The sequence below is a fragment of the Acuticoccus mangrovi genome (assembly GCF_016411865.1).
GTDB lineage: Bacteria > Pseudomonadota > Alphaproteobacteria > Rhizobiales > Amorphaceae > Acuticoccus > Acuticoccus mangrovi.
In genome coordinates, this window is record NZ_JAEKJA010000023.1 from 59495 (window position 1) to 76395 (window position 16901).

Sequence of the window (16901 nt, forward strand, 5' to 3'; positions counted from 1 at the left end):
TGAACCCAAGTCCGGTCAGAGCGATGGGGCGAGAGGAAGCGGCAGTCCCAGAAGGACGTCGAAGAGAATGAAGAGCGCCGGCGCCATGATGATGCCGGCGAGCGCCCCCTTGAGCCAGCTTGCCCCGATGAGCATGGCGAACAGCATGACGCCGAGGAAGGTCGACAGCCCGAAGCCGAGCGGGATGAGGAGAACGGCGTAGGCGACGAAGAGGACGAGGGCGCCGATCTGGCGCAGCGCCACGACACCGCGCGACCAGGTCGGGTCCGGGTCCGGCCGCAAGATGAGACCAAGCGAGACGAGCGCCGCCGGGACGCTAATGATCTGCGGGAAGGCCGCAGGCCCTAGAGGGTCGCCGAAGCTCGCCTCGTAGGAACCCGCGGTGTAGCCGTACCAGATCGACAGCCCCAGGAAGAGCAGGCCGACGATCCGGTCGCTCATTTGATCACGCCGATCTCGCGGGAGATCGCTTCCGTCTGCTCCGCCTGCTCGTCGACATAGGCGTTGAACTCTTCACCGCCGCGCCAGATCGGAATGAGACCGTTGGCCTCGGCCGCTTCCTTCCACTCGGGCGTGTCGTAGAGCGCCTTGAGGTCGGCGACCCACTTCTCGTAGGCCTCGTCGGACACGTCGCCGCCGACGTAGAAGCCGCGCCAGTTGTATCCCGTCATCTCGTAGCCGAGGGAGGCGGTGGTCGGGGCGTCGGAGAAGGCGGGGATCGGCTCGTCGGACATCGCGACGAGGATGCGGATGTCGCCCGACTGCACGAAACCGCCGATCTCGCCGATGTCGGTGACGACGGCGCGGACCTGGCCGCCGAGCATCTGCGTCACGGCCGGGGAGCCGGAGTTGAAGTTGACCCAGCGGATGCCCTTGTAGGCGTCCGGCTCGATGCCGGCCTCTTCGGTGAGCATCAGGAGGCGCAGGTGGTCCCAGCCGCCCGCCGCGCTCGACCCGCCGACGGTCATCGACGAGGGGTTCTCGCGGATCGCGTCGAGGAAGTCGTCGAGGGTCTTGAGGTCGCTGTCGGCCGGCACGACGATGACGCCGACGTCGGCGCCGAGCATGGCGAGCCAACGCATCATGTCCGTGCCGCCCGGATACTTGCCCTGGGCGATCTGGGTGATGGCGACCGACGAGGTGGCGACGAGAAGATCCTCGTCCGAGGCCCGGCTCGAGGCGACGCGCGCATAGGCGACGGCACCGGTGCCACCCGAAACGTTGGTCGTCTGCACCGGGCTATCGATGATGCCGGTCTCGGTCAGGAGACGGCCGACGGTGCGGCAGGTGAAGTCCCAGCCGCCGCCCGGATCCGACGGGGCGATGCAGTCGGTCGCGTGGGCGGGCGTCGCGATGGCGAGGCCGCCCATCGCGGCCGCGGCGCCGACGAGAGCAATCGATGCAAGTCGAGCAATTGTCACGGTCTTTCTTCCTCCCTTACCGGGTTTTTCGGCGCGCCCTACGGGCGACTTCGACATCGACCGCCCGCTTTGCGAGAGCGGCCGACAATGGGGTGTCAGACGATCCCGCCCGACCGCAGCGCTGCGATCCGCGCGTCGTCGTAGTTCAGCCAGTCGCGCAACACCTCGTCCGTGTGCTCGCCGAGCTTCGGCCCGGTGCTCTCCACGGCGCCGGGCGTTGCCGACAACTTCGGAAAGACGTTCTGCATGGCGATGGGCCCGAGCTCGGGATCGTCCACGCGGGTGATCGATTCGCGCGCGGCAAAGTGCGGGTCGGCGAGCATGTCGGGCGCGCGATAGGTGAGGCCCGCGGGCACGGCGGCGTCCGACAGGCGGTCGACGATCTCCTGGGCGTCGTGCTCGACCGACCACGCACCGATGATCGCGTCGATCTCGGCCTGATTGGCGCCGCGTGCCTGGTGGGAGGCGAAGCGGGGGTCGGTGGCGAGCTCCGGCTGACCCATGACCTGGCAGAGCCGCTTGAAGAGGCTGTCCTGGTTTGCGCCGATGATGACGGTGTTGCCGTCCTTCGTCGGATAGGCGTTGGAGGGGGCGATGCCGGGCAGGAAGCTGCCGGAGCGCTCGCGGATGTAGCCGCCCCGGTCGTATTCGGTGATGAGGCTTTCCATGACGGAGAGGACGGCCTCGTAGATCGAGGCGTCGACGACCTGTCCTTCGCCGGTCTTGTCGCGGTGATGGAGGGCGAGGAGGGCGCCCTGGAAGCCGCTCTGCCCGGCGAGGGTGTCGCCGATGGAGATGCCGGCGCGCACCGGTGGCCGATCAGGATAGCCGGCGATGTAGCGCATGCCGCCCATCGCCTCGCACACCGAGGCGAAGCCCGGCCGGTCGGCGTAGGGGCCGGTCTGCCCGAAACCGGTGACGCGCACCATGATGAGGCGCGGGTTGATCGCCTTCAGCGCCTCGTAGCCGAGGCCCCAGGCCTCCATGCGGCCGACGCGGAAATTCTCGATCAGGATATCGACGTTGGCGACGATCTCGCGGACGATGTCCTGCGCCTCGCTCTTGCGCAGGTCCAACGTGATCGACCGCTTGCCGCGGGCGATGACCGGCCACCAGAGGGTGCGGCCCTCCTCGTCCGTGCGGCCCCATTGACGCATGGCATCGCCGGTCTTCGGCGGCTCGACCTTGACCACATCGGCCCCAAAATCGGCTAGGAGCTGGCCGCAGAAGGGCCCTGCGATCAGCTGCCCCATCTCGATTACACGGATTCCGGCCAATGGCTTCAAGTCGATCCTCCCACGCGCGGCGCCAGCGCCTTGTGGCCGGCGCTTTCTTCCTAAACCATGTCATTACTTATGCCGCTTGTATCCAATCGGTCAAGCATCCGTGGTGGCAGGGGCATCAAAGAGCGACAATTGTGTCCAATGGGATCTCGTATGACAGCTAATCGTCCGGATAAGCCTGGCCTGCGCATGGCCGACCGGGTGTACGAGGATATCCGTCGCGAGATCCTCACCGGCCTGATCGGGCCGGGGGAGCGGATCACCGAGGAGGTGCTCGCGGAGCGCTTCGGCGCGAGTCGCACGCCCGTGCGCTCGGCCATCGTGCGCCTCGCGAGCGACGGCTTCGTGGAGATGACCCCGCGCTCGGGAACGGTGGTGAAGACGCGTACCGCCTGCGAGATCGCGGAGATCTACGACGTGCGCGCGGTTCTGGAGAGCATGGCCGCCCGTCTCGCGGCGGAGCGGCACGACGCCGACGATCTTGCCGGGCTACGGGGGATTCAGGACGAACTCGAACGCCGCGCGGCGGGCCGCACCGCGTCCGGGGCGTCGGCGGTCGAGGAGCTGTCCTCGCTCAACAAGGCGTTCCACGTGGCGATTCTCGACGCCGCGCGCAATGCGACGCTGCGCGAATCGGCGGAGCGCCTGATGGACATCGGCTTTCTGATCAACACCTACGCGAACTTCGACGAAAGCGAGATCGCCCGCAGCTTCTCCGACCACCGAAAGCTGCTGATGGCGATCGAATCGCGCGATGGCGCGTGGTCGGAGGCGGTCATGCGCGCCCACATCCTGGGCGCCCGCAACAGCCTCACCGAACCGGCGGCAACCCCTGCGGCCAAGCGCTGACGCCCGGCCGCGTGGGGAGCGCGGCCGGGTCAAACCCCGTCTCGACCGCGCCTGCCTCCGGGTCCGCCGCCGCGAATCGACGTCGCGCCGGGGCGACGGTCTCGCCCGGACGCGACGCGTCGGCGAGCGCCTCCCCATGCATTCCGATAGGGTTGGCGGGAGCTCCCCGCTCCCGAGGTGCCGGTCTATCCAGCGTTCGATGGCGCAGCGCGTGAGCTAGCCGTCGGCGAGGGCGCGGACCGCGTCGACGAGCACCTCCGGCACCTCCAGCACGCCGCCCTGGCGGCGGGCCTCGCGGTCCTGGCGGGAGCGGTCGAACGGCATGCGCACCGCCGAGCCGCCTTCCACCGGCCGCGTCGACCGCACCTCACGGGCATATTCGGCAACGCCCTGCTTGAACGTCTCGGTGTCCCCGAGGAGGTCCGGCCGCACGCAGATGACGACCATGCCGAACTTGCCGAGGTCGTCCGGGATCACCGCCGAGCCGGCGAGGATGCCGAAGAGCTGCACGGCGATGGCGAGCCCGCTTCCCTTGTGCCCACCCCAGGCCACGAACGCGCCGGAGAGGGCGGAGACGGGGTCGACGGTGGGCTTGCCCGCCTCGTCGAACGCCACCCCGACGGGGAGCTCCCGCCCGAGCCGCCGCGCGAGCACCACCTGCGCGTGGATGATCTCCGAGGTTCCGATGTCCCAGATCACCGGCTCCTCGGCGGAGGGAAAGCCGAAGCAGACGGGGTTGGTGCCGAACTTTCCTTCCGTCCCGCCATAGGGGGCGACCCAGGGGGCGGCGTTGGAGAAGATCAGGACCACGAGATCACGCGCCGTCGCCTGCTCGGCAAAGAACGACAGCATGCCCGTGTACCAGGTGTCCGACGCCCCGACGATCGAGATGCCGCTTTCGAGCGCCTTCTCAATGGCGATGTCGGTGGCGCGCTGGCCGACGATGTAGCCGATATTGTCGGCACCATCGAGGTGGGCGGAAACGGGGCTCTCCCGCGTCGTGGTGATCGGCCGGGTGGAGAAGCCGTCGCGCTTCAGCCGCTCGGAGATCGAAAGGATGCGCGAGAAGCCGGCATATTCGAGCCCCCTCAGCTCGCAGTCGATGAGGTGGGCGACGGGCGAATCGAGATCGCTCTCGGCGTAGCCCAGCTTCATGAACGCCCGCCTCAGGAGCGCTTCGGCCTCGGCTATGGAAATCTGCATCGGCGGGTGTCCTCCCTTTGCCGCATTGTCGTCCGGACGCGCTTCCCGCGCCGGCAGGATTTCAGTCCGCGCGGCGTGCCCCGGAACGCAAACGGCGGGCCCGAAGGCCCGCCGCGGGTCGCTGAGGTCGCCTCGGCGCCTTACTTGGTCGGCCAGATCGGCTTGGCGACGGCGATGTTGTCGGGGTAGATCGGCACCGGCTGGCCGCTCTGCCACTGGATGATCACGAGGTCCGCCCCGGTGTTGCGGCCGCGCTCGTCGAACTTGATCTCGCCGCCGGGGTAGTACTGGGCCGGGCCGTCGGTGAGGTCCATGGCGCGGATCTCGTCGGCCACGGCCTTCGGATCGGCCTTGCCGGCCCGCTCCAGCGCTTCCTTGAACACCATGATGTCGCCGTAGGTCGCGATGGAGTCCTGCGTCATCCAAGGCTCGCCCGTCACTTCCTTGAAGCGCGCGATCATCTCCTCCGAGCCCTTGCCGGCCCAGTTGCCGACGACGGTCATCACGCCTTCGAGGAGATCGGGGCCGACGCTCTTGAGGAGTTCGGGGGCGCCCATGTGCGCGCCCGAGGAGATGATCGGCATGCGCCCGCCGCCGAGGCCGAACTCGTTGACCTTCTCGAGGAGCAGCTTGTCGTCGGGCACGGCGGTGCCGAGCATCAGCATGAACTGCGGCCGGGTGGAGCGGGCGCGCTGCACCAGCGCCGTCGCGTCGGCGAGCGGCGGAGTGAAGGTCTCGTCGAACTTCACCTGAAGGCCGAGCTCGTCCATCTCGCCGGAGCGGATCGGCGAGGCGAAGCTCTCCGACGAGGCGGTGTTGTCGGCGATGATGCCCGTGGTGGTGGGCTGCTCGCCGGTGGCGGCCTTCGCGACCTCAAGCAGCGCCGGAATGGCATTCTTGGCCTGCTCGTTGCCGGTCATCGGCATCTGGAAGATGTACTTGAACCCGCGGTTGGTGATCTGGTCCGAGTAGGAGAGGGTGAGCATCGGGATCTCGGCCCGCTCGGTCACCTCCGACACCGCGAGGGTGAAGGAGGAGAGCCACGCACCCGTCACGCCGACGAGGTCGGGATATTGCGAGACCATGCGCTGCGCGGCGTTCTTCGCCTTCTCCGCCGAATCGCCCGCGTCGAAGATCACGAGCTCGATGGGACGGCCGCCGAGCGACTCGATGCCGCCCGCCGCGTTGATGTCCTTGACGGCGAGCTCGCCGCCGAGCCGCATCAGTTCGCCCTGGCGCGCCCATGGACCGGACATCGGTGCGATGAGCCCGATTTGGACGGCCTGGTCCTGCGCCAAGGCCGGGCCGCCCGCGGCGACGACCGCCGCTCCGACGACGATGGCCGCTGTCTTCAGAAGTTCCCTTCGTCCCAGCACGTTGATCCTCCTATTATTGGTTTGGGGGATCTACATCCCCAGGTATGCTTGCCGGACACGATCGTCCGACAAGAGTTCCGATTGGCGACCCGAGAGCACGACGCGCCCCGTCTCGAGGACGTAGCCGTGATCGCAGGATTCCAGCGCCTCGACGGCGCGCTGCTCGACGAGGAGCACGGTGAGGTTGCGCCGCTTGCGCGCCTCGACGACGCTTTCGAAGATGGCGTCGGCGACGGCGGGGGCGAGCCCCATCGAGGGTTCGTCGAGCATCAGGATCGAGGGCGAGGAGGCGAGTCCCCGGCCCACGGCGAGCATCTGCTGTTGACCGCCCGAGAGCGTGCCGGCGAGCTGCCGGCGCCGCTCCTTCAGGATCGGGAACAGCGTGATGATGGTCTCGAAATTCTCGTCCCAGTCGCGCCGGCCGGCGTCGGTGTAGGCGCCGAGCCGCAGGTTGTCCTCCACGGTGAGGGAGGGGAACACCTGCCGGCCTTCCGGGACGTGAGCGATGCCGAGATGGGGGCGGCGATGCGCCGGGATCTTCAGAAGGTCCTCGCCCTTGAAGCGGATCGAGCCGGAGCGGGCGGGAACGGTGCCCGCGATCACCTTGAAGAGGGTGGTCTTGCCCGCCCCGTTCGGACCGACGATGGAGACGAACTCGCCCTCGTCGACCCGGACGGTGACGCCGTTCAGCGCGATGACCCCTTCGTAGCCGGCCGTGATGTTGTCGATTTCAAGCACGGTTTGCCCACTTCTTGCCGAGGTACGCCTCGATGACGGTCGGGTCGCGCACGACCTCGGACGGCTTGCCGACGGCGACGCGAGAGCCGTGATCGAGCACCACGAACTGGTCGGCGAGCTTCAGCATCGCGTGCATCGTGTGTTCGATGATGAGGATCGTCTTGCCCGCCTCCGAGACGCGCAGGATGACGGCGATCATCGCGTTCACCTCGCTGGAGCCGAGACCGGCGAGGATCTCGTCGAGGAACAGGAGGCGCGGTTGGCCGGCGAGCGCGCGGGCGAGCTCCAGGAGGCGCTGCTCGATGTTGGTGAGCCCGCCGGCGATGCGGTCCTCGTGGCCCTCGAGGCCGACGAGGGCGATCGCCTCGCGCGCATGCTTCAGCGCCGTGTCGTCGTCGGCGCTCGCGACATAGGCGCCGACGAGGACGTTGTTCAGCACCGAAAGGCGCGTGAACGGGCGGGCGACCTGGAAGGTGCGCCCGATGCCGCGCTGGCAGACCGCCGAGGGGCGCAGGCCGACGATGTTCTCCCCCTCGAAGAGGACCTCGCCCTTGTCTGGCTTCTGGAAGCCGTTGAGGAGGTTGAAGAGGGTCGTCTTGCCGGCGCCATTCGGCCCGATGATGCCGATGATCGATCCCTCGGGCACGGTGAAGGACACGTCGTCCACCGCCTGAACGCCGCCGAACGCCTTGGAGATACCCTTCACCTCCAGCATCGTGCGGCCGGAGAGGTCGTGCCGGCGCTCGCCGATCAGCGGCACGTCGGAGACGGTGTAGGCCGGCCCCGCGTCGGCGCCGCGGCGGCGATAGAGGAGGTCGCGGACCTTCCAGAAGAGCCCTTCCGGGGCGATGAGGATGACGCCGACGATCGCGACGCCGAACACCACCCCCTGAATGCCGGGCAGGACGTTGCCGAGTTCGGCGTGGAGCGTCTCGGCGAGGGGGATCAGGATGGAGGCGCCGATGATCGGCCCCCACACCGTGCCGATGCCGCCGAAGAGGGTGACGATCAGCGCCTGCGCCGAGGTCAGCATGCCGAACACGGTGGGCGGCGTCACCACGAGCAGGATGACGGCGTAGAAGCCGCCGATGACACCGGCGATCGCTCCGGACGCGGCGATCGCGTAGAACTTCCACTTGCGGGTGTGGATGCCCGCGCCCTCGGCGGCGAGTTCGTTCTGCTTGATGGCGAGGAGGCTCATGCCGAAGCGGCTCGACTCGATGAGGCGGACCGCGACGAAGGCGCAGGCGAGCAGCGCGAGGGCGATCAGCGCATAGGCGCGCATGTCGCTGAACTGGAGGTAGGCCGCCGGGTTCTCCCGCTCCATCGGGATGGCGACTTCCTGGAAGCCGAGCCATTCGAAGATGTAGAGGAGGGCGAGCGGGTAGGCGAGCATCGCCAAGGCGAAGTAGTGGCCGCGCAGGCGGAACGTCGGCAGCCCGATGACGACGCCGGCGAGCGCGCCGACGAACCCGGCGAGCGGGATGCCGAGCCACGGCGTCAACCCGTAGTACACCTGGAGCAGCACGACGGTGTAGGCGCCGAGGCCGAAGAACGAGGCGTGGCCGAAGGAGATCAGCCCCGAGTAGCCCGACAGCGTGTTCCAGGAGATGCCCATGATCGCCCAGACGAGCACGAGCGTCAGCATGAGCTGGTAATATTCGTCCGGCGCGAGGAAGACGAGAGCCACGTAGGCGGCGGCGAAGAGCGCAAAGGCGCCCAGCGATTTTGTGAACGAGCCCCCCATCTTACACGCGCTCCACGTTGCGGCCGAAGAGGCCCTGCGGGCGCAGGAAGATGACGAGCAGGAACACCACGAAGATGGCGGTGTTCTGGAGCTGGATGGGCAACACGAGCGTGGACATCTGCTGGACGAGGCCGATGATCATGCCGCCCCAGAAGGCGCCGATGATCGATCCGAAACCGCCGAGCACCACCCCGGCGTACATCACGATGACGAACTCGAGCCCGACATAGGGTTGGAACGGGTAGTAGGTGGCGACGAGGCCGCCCGCGATGGCGGTGACGGCGGTGCCGATGCCGAACGCGATGTGGTACGCGCGGTCGACGTCGATCCCCATGTAGAGCGCCGCTTCCGAGTTGTCCGCGGCCGCCTGGAGGGCCTTGCCGATGCGCGTGCGGGTGACGAACAGGAAGAGGACGATGACGACCGCGATCGACACTCCCGCGCCGACGAGGCGGGCCTTGTTGACGAACACCTCCACGAAGTCCCCCCAGAACGGGCCGAGGATGACCGCGGAGGAGGAGAGCGGGGTTCGGATCGACACCGGCTCGGAGCCGAACACGATGAGGCCGCCATTCTGCAGGATCAGCGCGATGCCGAGGGTCAGGATGAGCTGGGCGTAGTGGCCCTCGCCCTCGCTGCCGGCGACACGAATTCCCGTCACCTGGGCGACGAGGAATTTGTGCATGTAGTAGCCGATCACGAAGAGGATGGGGCCGGCGAGGATCGCGGCGACGATCGGGCCGATGATGGCGCCCATGAAGGCGAGGATGCCGAAGCCGGTGAACAGGTACCAGGTGGAGTACATGCCAAGCATCATCAGATCGCCTTGGGCGAAGTTGATGACGCGCATGATTCCGAAGATCATGCCGAGGCCCGTGCACATCAGTCCGTAGAGACATCCGACCAGGAGGCCCGCGGCGAGCGCCTGGAGGATGTTCTCCGCTAGGATCATGTTCTCGGTCATCGGGCTTGAACCCCGACTGTCCGACGTGCTGCAGGAACAGGCGGTCCGCCCGAGCGGCCGCGTTCGACCCGGTTCATTCGTCCTCCCAGACAGACGGCCGGTGGTCGCTCTCACGGCTTATTCGCCATCTTTTGCCGGACGTCCTGGTAGGATTGAATGACAATCAGCGGAAAGCAGTCAATCAAGCGGCTCGTATAGCTGCTATCGCGGTTTTGGTCCTCGTTTGCGTATATGGTGAACGAGGAAACGGGCGCGGTTCCGTGCGCACGCAATAGAAAATCAGCATCAGGGGTGGGGACGTATGGGTTTGAGGCTCGGCAAGCCGCGGCTCGTGGCTCAGACCGAAGATGTCATCGGCGAGATTCCGGTCTGGAATGGCGCGGCCGGGACGTTGTCGTGGATCGATATTCTTAAGCCCGCCTTCCATGTGCTCGAAACAACGAGCGGTGACATCCGGACGGCGGTGCCGCCGGAGAAGCTCGGCTCCTACGGGGTGACGTCGTCGGGCGCACTGATCGTCGGCGGCCGGGGCGGGATCGCGCTCTGGGAGCCGTGGACGGGCCGCTTCGAGCGCCTGTCGAGCCCGGAGGCGGACCGTCCGGACAATATTCTGAACGACGGCCGGGTAGGGCCGGACGGCCGCTTCGTGATCGCCTCGATGGACAAGCGCCTCGCCGGGCCGAACGGGCGGATGTGGCAGGTGAGCGAGGGGGAGACGACGCTCGTCCAGGACGGGGACATCTTCCTGCCCAACGCGATCTGCTGGAGCCCGGACGGCACGACGCTCTACTTCGGCGACAGCCACACCAACCTCATCCACGCCTACGACTATGATCTCGCCACCGGCGCCATCACGAATCGGCGGCTCTTCGCCGACACCAGCGCGCTTCCGGGCGACTGCGACGGCGCGAGCGTGGATGCGGAGGGGTATCTCTGGAACGCACGGTTCGCCGGCGGCTGCCTGATCCGCTTCGCCCCCGACGGTTCCGTGGATGAGATCGTTTCCGTGCCGGTGGACAAACCGACGCACGTCACCTTTGGCGGCCCGGACCTGACGACGCTCTACGTCACCACCGCCCGCTTCCGCACCGACCCCGCCGATCTCGCCCGCCAGCCGATGGCCGGCGGGGTGATCGCCATCGACGGCGACGTGCCGGGCCTCGCCGAACCTCTCTACGGCGTCGCCGCCGGGTAGAGGTTCGCCGTCTGCTCTCCAACCCCTTCCGCACCTTCCGAAGAGGAGAGCCGCCGGCGGCGGCTCCCCTGCAGAACGCCGATCAGTCGGCGGAAGCGAAGAGGTCCGGCAGCTTCGTCTTGTGCACCTTTCCGGTGGTGGTGAGCGGCAGATCGCGCTCGGCGATGAAGCAGTAGCGACGGGGCATCTTGTAGGCGGCGAGCTCCGCCTTGAGGCGGGTGCTGATGGCCGTCTGGTCCGGCGTCGTGCCGGGTTCGGGGATGATCACGGCGCCGATCACCTCGTCGCGCACCGCGTCCGGCACGCCGACCACGTAGGCGAGCTTGATCCCCGGGATCGCCATCAGCCGCTCCTCGACCTCGGCCGGCGCGACGTTGATGCCGCCCGTCTTGATCATCTCCTTGATGCGGCCGCGGAAGTAGAGATAGCCGTCCTCGTCGTAGAAGCCGAGGTCGCCGGTGCGGAACCAGCCGTCCTCGGTGTAGGCCTCGCGGTTCTTTTCCTCGTCCTTGTAGTAGCCGCACATGACGAACCGCTTGACCTGGACCTCGCCGACCTCGCCGGTGCGGACCGGCTCGCCCGTGTCTCGGTCGACGATGCGCTGGACGACGCCCTCGAGCGGTCGCCCGACCGAGGCGTGGCGCTTGTCGGGCGGATCGAGCCGGCCGTCGGAGACGTTGCAGTTCCCGTAGGTCTCGGTGAGCCCGTAGATATGGCAGATCTCCTTGGCGCCGAGCTGGATGACGCGCGCGATCTGATCGGGCGAGCCCACCGTGCCGCCGGAGCGAAGCGAGGAGGTGTCGCGGTTGGCGAAGTCCGGATGCTCGACCATCGCCTGCGCCATGTTCGCCGTCCCGTAGAAGAGGGTGCAGCGCTCCTCTTCGATCAGCCGCAGCGCTTCGCCGGGCTCGAAGGCCGACTGCAGCACCACGCACCCCGCATGGGTCAGGAGGTTGAAGAGTGCGTTCTCGCAGCCGAGCCCCCAATAGAGCGAGACGGCGAGCCAGAGCCTGTCGCCCGGCACCACGTGCATGCGGTTGCCGAGCGCCCACATGTTCTCGATGAGGCCGTAGTTCTGGATCTGCACGCCCTTCGGCGTCGACGTCGAGCCGGAGGTATAGAGGAGGTAGACGATGTCGTCGGGCAGCGAGGCGGCGACGGCGTCGTCGATGACGCTGTCGGGCACGTCCCGGCCGCGCTCGAAGATCTCGTCGAAGGGGATGCTGTCGCCATAGCCGCGCGCGCCGTGATGGATGAGCGTCTTCAGCCGGGGCACGTTCTCGGCGAAGGGTTCGATCTCGCCGAGCATCGCGACGTAGTCGTATTTCAGGAAGCGGTCGGCGAAGACGAGACCGTCGGCGTCCGAGTGCTTCAGGATGTAGGCGAGCTCGCGCGTCGTCACCCAGGTGTTGACCGCCACCATCGTGCCGCCGAGCGTGCAGATGGCGAGATCGGCGATGATCCACTCCGGCTCGTTGCCCATGAGGATCGCGACGCGGCTTCCGCGTCCGATGCCGAGCGTCGAGAGGCCCTTGGCGAAGGCGCGCACCCGCTGCCAGAGGGAGGCGTAGGTGTAGCGCTGGCCGGCGCCGACGAGGGCTTCGATGTCGCCGTATCGCTCGGCTTGTTCGATAAGAAGGCCGGAAACGGTTCGGGCCTGCGGCATCTCCATGTTTGGCATCCTCAGATGTTGTAAACGCGTGCCGCGTTGCCGCCCATGATCGCGGCGGCCTGCTCGTTGGTGAAGCGGGTGCCCCAGCGGGCGGCGTTGGCGGGAAGGTTGCGGATGAAGTCGGCCCACTCGCGCAGCGTGGAGCGCTCGCCGGTGAAGCGCGCGCCCGACGCCTGGTCGGAGGCGAAGAGGATCCGCTCGGCACCGACGAGGGAGCGCCAGGTGGCGAGCCGGGCGATCAGCTCCGCCTCGTCCTCGTGGAAGCCTTCGTTCCAGTTCGAGATGTCGAGGACGCAGTTGGGTAGATCCGCGATCGCCTCCGCCGCCACCTGCCACCAGTGCGGAAAGCCGGCATGGCACAGGATGAGCTTGAGGTCGGGCAGCTCGCGGGCGAGGCGGGCGACGTGTACCGGGTGGACGGGGTTCGCCTCGGTGAAGTCGATGCCGGCGAAGTCGGTCCACACGCCGGTGCGGGTGTGGACCTGGACCGGCACGCCGAGCTCGGCCGCGAGGCGCATCATCGGGCGCATGATCTCGTCGGCCACCGAGGCGCCGGCGGGGGTGATCTCGCCGATGCCGACGAGGCCGTGGTCGAGGATGGCGGAGCGGGTGAGGGCGAGGTGGCTCGGCCGCCGCGCGTCGATCGACACGTGCGCGTAGAGCCGGCCGCGGTGGCGTCGCTGGAGCTCGGCGTAGAACTCGATCTGCTTCTCGACGGGGGTCTCGGGCTCCTCGCCGAACAGCGGCGCGCCGACGTCGATCATCATCACCATCGTCGCGTCGATGCCGGCGCGGTCCATGTTGGCGACAAAGTCGTCGCCGCTCTCGTCGACGATGCCGCCGAGGAGGCGGGGCATGATCATCTCGGGGGTGCGCGCGTCCGCCTTGGCGGCCCAGCCTTCGGCGGCCTTGCGGAAGAATGCCGGCGGGACGAAGCCGGCGCCCCACACGTGCGCGTGGGAATCGATGCTGGGCACGGGATCCTCCTGGTGCCGCCGTTCTTTGTGGCGGTCGACCCATCATCGGCCGACGCCGGACCGTCACAAAGGGACCGGCCTACGGATCGGCCTGATAGCAGTTATGACCGTTGCGACAGGCTCCTGGCGGTCCGACGGCCGTGCGCCGGACGCCGTGCCGGTCCGTCTCAGGCCGCCCGCGGCGCCGACGCGCAGGTGGGCTCCTGCGCCGCGCCGCCCGTCGCGGCGGAGGGGGCGTCCTTCTTGGTGGACTTCCACACGCCGTCGGCGACGAGCTCGTCGACGAGCGTCACGATGGCCTTGGCGAGCGAGCGCGTCACGCCGGTCATCGGCCGCTGCGTCGACGTCGCGAGGACGAGCTGGCGGGTGATCGAGGGTTCGATCCGGGTCGCCGACAGCGGTGCCCCGCCGCGCAGGAAGATGCTCGCGTGCGGTAGGATCGTATATCCGACGCTCTGCGCGACGAGGTTGAGCGTGCAGGGCAGGCTGTCGATCTCGCATTCGATGTTGGGCTCGACGCCCGCGTCGGAGAAGGCGCTGTCGACGAGGCGGCGCAGGCCGTGCGGATGGGATGGCAGGATCAGCGGCAGCCGGGCGAGCTCGGCCGCGGAGACCGAGCCCTTGAGGAGGCGGGCCGGCACGTCGGGCGGGCCGATCAGGAAGAGTTCCTCCTCGATCAGCGGCTCGGTCACGAGTGTCGACGTGCGCGGCGCGTCGTAGAGGACGCCGACGTCGATCCGCCCCGTCGACAGCCATTCGAGCACGTGGCCGGAGAAGCCTTCCTGCACCTTGAGCTTGACGCGCGGAAAGTCCTTCCGGAAGCGATGGACGAGGGGGGCGGAGAGGATCGCGTTGGCGGTGGGCGGCACGCCGAGCACCAGCTGGCCGCCCGGGGCCTCGCGCATCATCTCGATCTTCTGGCTGACTTCCTTCGCCGAGTCGACGATCGTGCGCGCATAGTCGATGAGGAGGTTGCCGCTTTCCGTGACGACGACGCCGCGCCCGTTGCGGTAGAACAGGGCGGCGCCGAGTTCTTCCTCGAGGCTCCTCACGTGTCGCGACAGCGCCGACTGTGCCACCGAAAAGAGCACTGCCGCCTTCGAGAAGCTGCCGCACTCCGACACGGCGAGAAAATACTTGAGTTGCTTGATCTCCATGCCCGTCCCTCCCGGCAACCCATACGGGTGCCCATTCCGGCCGGCGCTCTCTGTCGGAGCGCTCGGTTGGACCCGCCTCTCGTCCGAGCCGGGGGGCGGGTTCGCCGAACCCACCATACGATACCGCCTGATTAGGCTTGCGACAAATCTAAGCATGGCGCCCAGAGGTTGGGCGTCATGCTTCGAGGCCGGGGGCCGGACGTTTGGCCCTCAGCGGATTGGCGGCAGGTCCACCCTGACTGCCCAGCCCTCCATGTTCTCCGCCGCCGGATAGCGCTGGAAGACCTGCGGGTCGTGACCTGGAACGATGTGCTGCGGCGTCGGCGCGAGACGCCGCAGGATGCGATAGCCTTCCAGAAGGTCCGACAGATTCTCGAACACGGCGAAGGCGCGGTCCTGCTCGAGGTGCTCGTAGTAGTGCGCGGCGTCGGAGGCGAGGACCACCGGTCCCCGCGCCGTCTTGACCCGCACCGACTGGAGGCCGCGCGAGTGCCCGCCGATCCGGTGCAGCGAGATCCCCGGCGCGATCTCGTAGTCGCCGTCGTAGAAGTCGACGCGGCCGGCGAAGACCTTGCGGACCATCGCCACCACGTCCTCCTCCTCGAACGGATGCCGCAGCAGTTCGTGGCACATGCACTTGCCCGTCACGAACGACATCTCGCTTTCCTGGATGTGGTAGCGCGCTGCCGGAAACATCTCTGTGTTGCCGGCGTGGTCGTAGTGCATGTGGGTGATGATGACGTTCTCGATCGTGTCGGGACGCAGGCCGAGCGCGGCAAGGCCCGTGTCGATCGGCTTCAGCATCTCCCGACCGCGCCGGATCGCGCCCGCCGCGTCGAAGCCGGTGTCGACGACGAAGGTCCGCTCGTCGTTGGTGATCACCCAATTGAAGTAATCGATCGGCATCGGGGTGTCGTGCGGATCACCACCGTAGAAGTTTGCCGGCCGATTTCTATCCTGACGGGCGTATCGGATCATGTAGATCTTATACGTGTCGTTCACGGGTTCAGTCCTTGGAGCGGACTTCGACACCCGCCCACTTCTCCGGAATCTGGACCACCTGGGTGAAGTCGGATTCGGGGCCGAGCTCGGTGTGGACGATCTGCCAGAGCTGCTTCACGCCGTTGGCGACGAGCATCTGCGCGCCGAGCTCCTCGGCCTCCGCCATGCAGAGCTTGAGGTCCTTGTACATCAGGCCCGTGGTGAAGCCGTAGTCGAAGGTGCGCGGGATGATCGCCTTCGGGAACTTGTCCTGGGCGGCGGTATTGCGACCCGATCCGGCGCAGATGACGTCGCAGGCGATGGTCGGGTCGATGCCGGCCTTGACGGCCATCACGACGGCTTCGGAGGTCGCCGCCATCGCCGTGGCGGAGAGGAGGTTGTTGACGAGCTTCATGGTCTGGCCGAGGCCGGACTGATCGCCGATATAGAACACCTTGCCGATGTGCTTCAGCAGCGGCTCGACGATCTCGAAGTGCTCGCGCGGGCCGGACGCCATCACGGCGAGGGTGCCCTTCTCCGCGCCGCCCTTGCCGCCGGAAACGGGGGCGTCGAGGTGGGCGATGCCTTTTTCGGCCAACGCCTTCGCGATCCGGATCGAGGTGGTCGCACCGGTCGTGGACAGGTCCACGACGCGCTTCACCGCGCTGCCGGACATGACATCGCCGGTGAGCACGGCCTCCACGATCGGCGGCGTCGGCAGGCTGACGAAGACGGTCTCGGCCGTGTCGGCCACCTCCTTCGACGAGCCGACCCAGCGCGCGCCGGCCTCCTCCATGGTTGCCCGGGCACTCTCGCTGGCGTCGTAGACGACGAGCTTGGCGCCGCCGCCGATCAGCCGCTTCGCCATCGGCACACCCATGTTGCCGAGGCCGATGAATCCGATTTCGTCACTCATTGCAGTGCGTCCTTCAGGCTCAAGCCTTGCCGTCCATCTCGGCGAATACTTCCTTGGCGAGGCGGAACGAATCCACCGCTGCGGGGACCCCGCAGTAGATCGCGACCTGGAGGAAGACCTCGCAGATCTCTTCGCGCGTCAGGCCGTTGTTGACGGCGCCGCGCACGTGCACCTTGATCTCGTGCGGGCGGTTCAGCGCCGACAGCATCGCAAGGTTCAGGAACGAGCGGGTCTTGCGATCGAGGCCGTCGCGGCCCCAGACCCGGCCCCAGCAATACTCGGTGACGAGCTCCTGCATCGGCTGGTTGAACGCGTCGGCCGAGTTGATCGATTTGTCGACATACTCCTTGCCGAGCACCGCACTGCGGATCGCCAGCCCGGTCTCGAACATCTCCTTGTCGGCGTCTTTGAGTTCCATGGGT

At 67.6% G+C, this 16901-nt stretch carries 16 protein-coding genes; 2 read left to right on the top strand and 14 right to left on the bottom strand.

Features of this window, described 5'->3' with window-relative positions; all coding sequences use genetic code 11:
• Positions 1-15: 15 nt before the first annotated feature.
• The 3 genes from JCR33_RS20515 to JCR33_RS20525 all read right to left on the bottom strand — a co-directional run bounded on the left by JCR33_RS20515 (position 16) and on the right by JCR33_RS20525 (position 2707).
• Complete coding sequence (locus JCR33_RS20515) at positions 16-441, bottom strand: tripartite tricarboxylate transporter TctB family protein (RefSeq protein ID WP_198883997.1); 426 nt, start codon at positions 439-441, stop codon at positions 16-18.
• The gene (locus tag JCR33_RS20520) at positions 438-1421 is read right to left on the bottom strand and encodes a Bug family tripartite tricarboxylate transporter substrate binding protein (RefSeq protein ID WP_332461241.1); all 984 of its coding nucleotides are present in this window, start codon (positions 1419-1421) and stop codon (positions 438-440) included. Before JCR33_RS20520 ends, JCR33_RS20515 begins: the two co-directional genes overlap by 4 nt.
• Positions 1422-1516: 95 nt before the next feature.
• Positions 1517-2707: a CaiB/BaiF CoA transferase family protein gene (locus tag JCR33_RS20525; protein WP_198883998.1), complete on the bottom strand. Its 1191-nt coding sequence runs from the start codon at positions 2705-2707 to the stop codon at positions 1517-1519.
• Positions 2708-2776: 69 nt separating this feature from the next.
• Here JCR33_RS20525 and JCR33_RS20530 point away from each other — a divergent pair, with 69 nt between their 5' ends.
• Positions 2777-3553, top strand: a complete 777-nt coding sequence (locus tag JCR33_RS20530) for a GntR family transcriptional regulator (protein ID WP_232372724.1) — start codon at positions 2777-2779, stop codon at positions 3551-3553.
• 216 nt (positions 3554-3769) lie between these two features.
• On the opposite strand, the gene JCR33_RS20535 is transcribed toward JCR33_RS20530, so the two are convergent.
• The 5 genes from JCR33_RS20535 to JCR33_RS20555 all read right to left on the bottom strand — a co-directional run bounded on the left by JCR33_RS20535 (position 3770) and on the right by JCR33_RS20555 (position 9581).
• Positions 3770-4756: an Ldh family oxidoreductase gene (locus JCR33_RS20535; protein ID WP_198884000.1), complete on the bottom strand. Its 987-nt coding sequence runs from the start codon at positions 4754-4756 to the stop codon at positions 3770-3772.
• A gap of 140 nt (positions 4757-4896) precedes the next feature.
• Complete coding sequence (locus JCR33_RS20540) at positions 4897-6132, bottom strand: ABC transporter substrate-binding protein (RefSeq protein ID WP_198884001.1); 1236 nt, start codon at positions 6130-6132, stop codon at positions 4897-4899.
• 30 nt (positions 6133-6162) lie between these two features.
• Positions 6163-6870, bottom strand: a complete 708-nt coding sequence (locus JCR33_RS20545) for an ABC transporter ATP-binding protein (protein ID WP_198884002.1) — start codon at positions 6868-6870, stop codon at positions 6163-6165.
• A complete protein-coding gene (locus tag JCR33_RS20550; protein ID WP_198884003.1) occupies positions 6863-8617 on the bottom strand; it encodes a branched-chain amino acid ABC transporter ATP-binding protein/permease in 1755 nt (584 codons plus the stop codon). The genes JCR33_RS20545 and JCR33_RS20550 overlap by 8 nt, the downstream gene beginning before the upstream one ends.
• 1 nt (position 8618) lies before the next feature.
• Positions 8619-9581 (bottom strand): branched-chain amino acid ABC transporter permease, encoded by a 963-nt coding sequence (locus JCR33_RS20555; RefSeq protein WP_198884004.1) that lies wholly within the window; start codon positions 9579-9581, stop codon positions 8619-8621.
• Between the two features lie 301 nt (positions 9582-9882).
• Between JCR33_RS20555 and JCR33_RS20560 the strand changes: the two genes are divergently transcribed.
• Positions 9883-10776: an SMP-30/gluconolactonase/LRE family protein gene (locus tag JCR33_RS20560; protein ID WP_198884005.1), complete on the top strand. Its 894-nt coding sequence runs from the start codon at positions 9883-9885 to the stop codon at positions 10774-10776.
• Between the two features lie 82 nt (positions 10777-10858).
• Here JCR33_RS20560 and JCR33_RS20565 read toward each other — a convergent pair whose 3' ends face one another.
• From JCR33_RS20565 to pcaC, 6 genes are all read right to left on the bottom strand, one after another.
• Positions 10859-12448, bottom strand: coding sequence for a class I adenylate-forming enzyme family protein (locus JCR33_RS20565; protein ID WP_198884006.1), 1590 nt, complete (start codon positions 12446-12448; stop codon positions 10859-10861).
• An 11-nt stretch (positions 12449-12459) separates the two neighbouring features.
• Complete coding sequence (locus tag JCR33_RS20570) at positions 12460-13425, bottom strand: amidohydrolase family protein (RefSeq protein WP_198884007.1); 966 nt, start codon at positions 13423-13425, stop codon at positions 12460-12462.
• 167 nt (positions 13426-13592) lie between these two features.
• Positions 13593-14582 (bottom strand): LysR family transcriptional regulator, encoded by a 990-nt coding sequence (locus JCR33_RS20575; protein ID WP_198884008.1) that lies wholly within the window; start codon positions 14580-14582, stop codon positions 13593-13595.
• A 210-nt stretch (positions 14583-14792) separates the two neighbouring features.
• Entirely contained in the window at positions 14793-15584 is a 792-nt protein-coding gene (locus JCR33_RS20580) for an N-acyl homoserine lactonase family protein (protein WP_198884009.1), read from the bottom strand.
• 4 nt (positions 15585-15588) lie between these two features.
• On the bottom strand, positions 15589-16479 hold the full coding sequence (locus JCR33_RS20585; RefSeq protein ID WP_198884010.1) for an NAD(P)-dependent oxidoreductase: 891 nt from the start codon (positions 16477-16479) through the stop codon (positions 15589-15591).
• A gap of 19 nt (positions 16480-16498) precedes the next feature.
• Positions 16499-16897 (bottom strand): 4-carboxymuconolactone decarboxylase, encoded by a 399-nt coding sequence (pcaC, locus tag JCR33_RS20590; RefSeq protein WP_198884011.1) that lies wholly within the window; start codon positions 16895-16897, stop codon positions 16499-16501.
• Positions 16898-16901 lie beyond the last annotated feature (4 nt).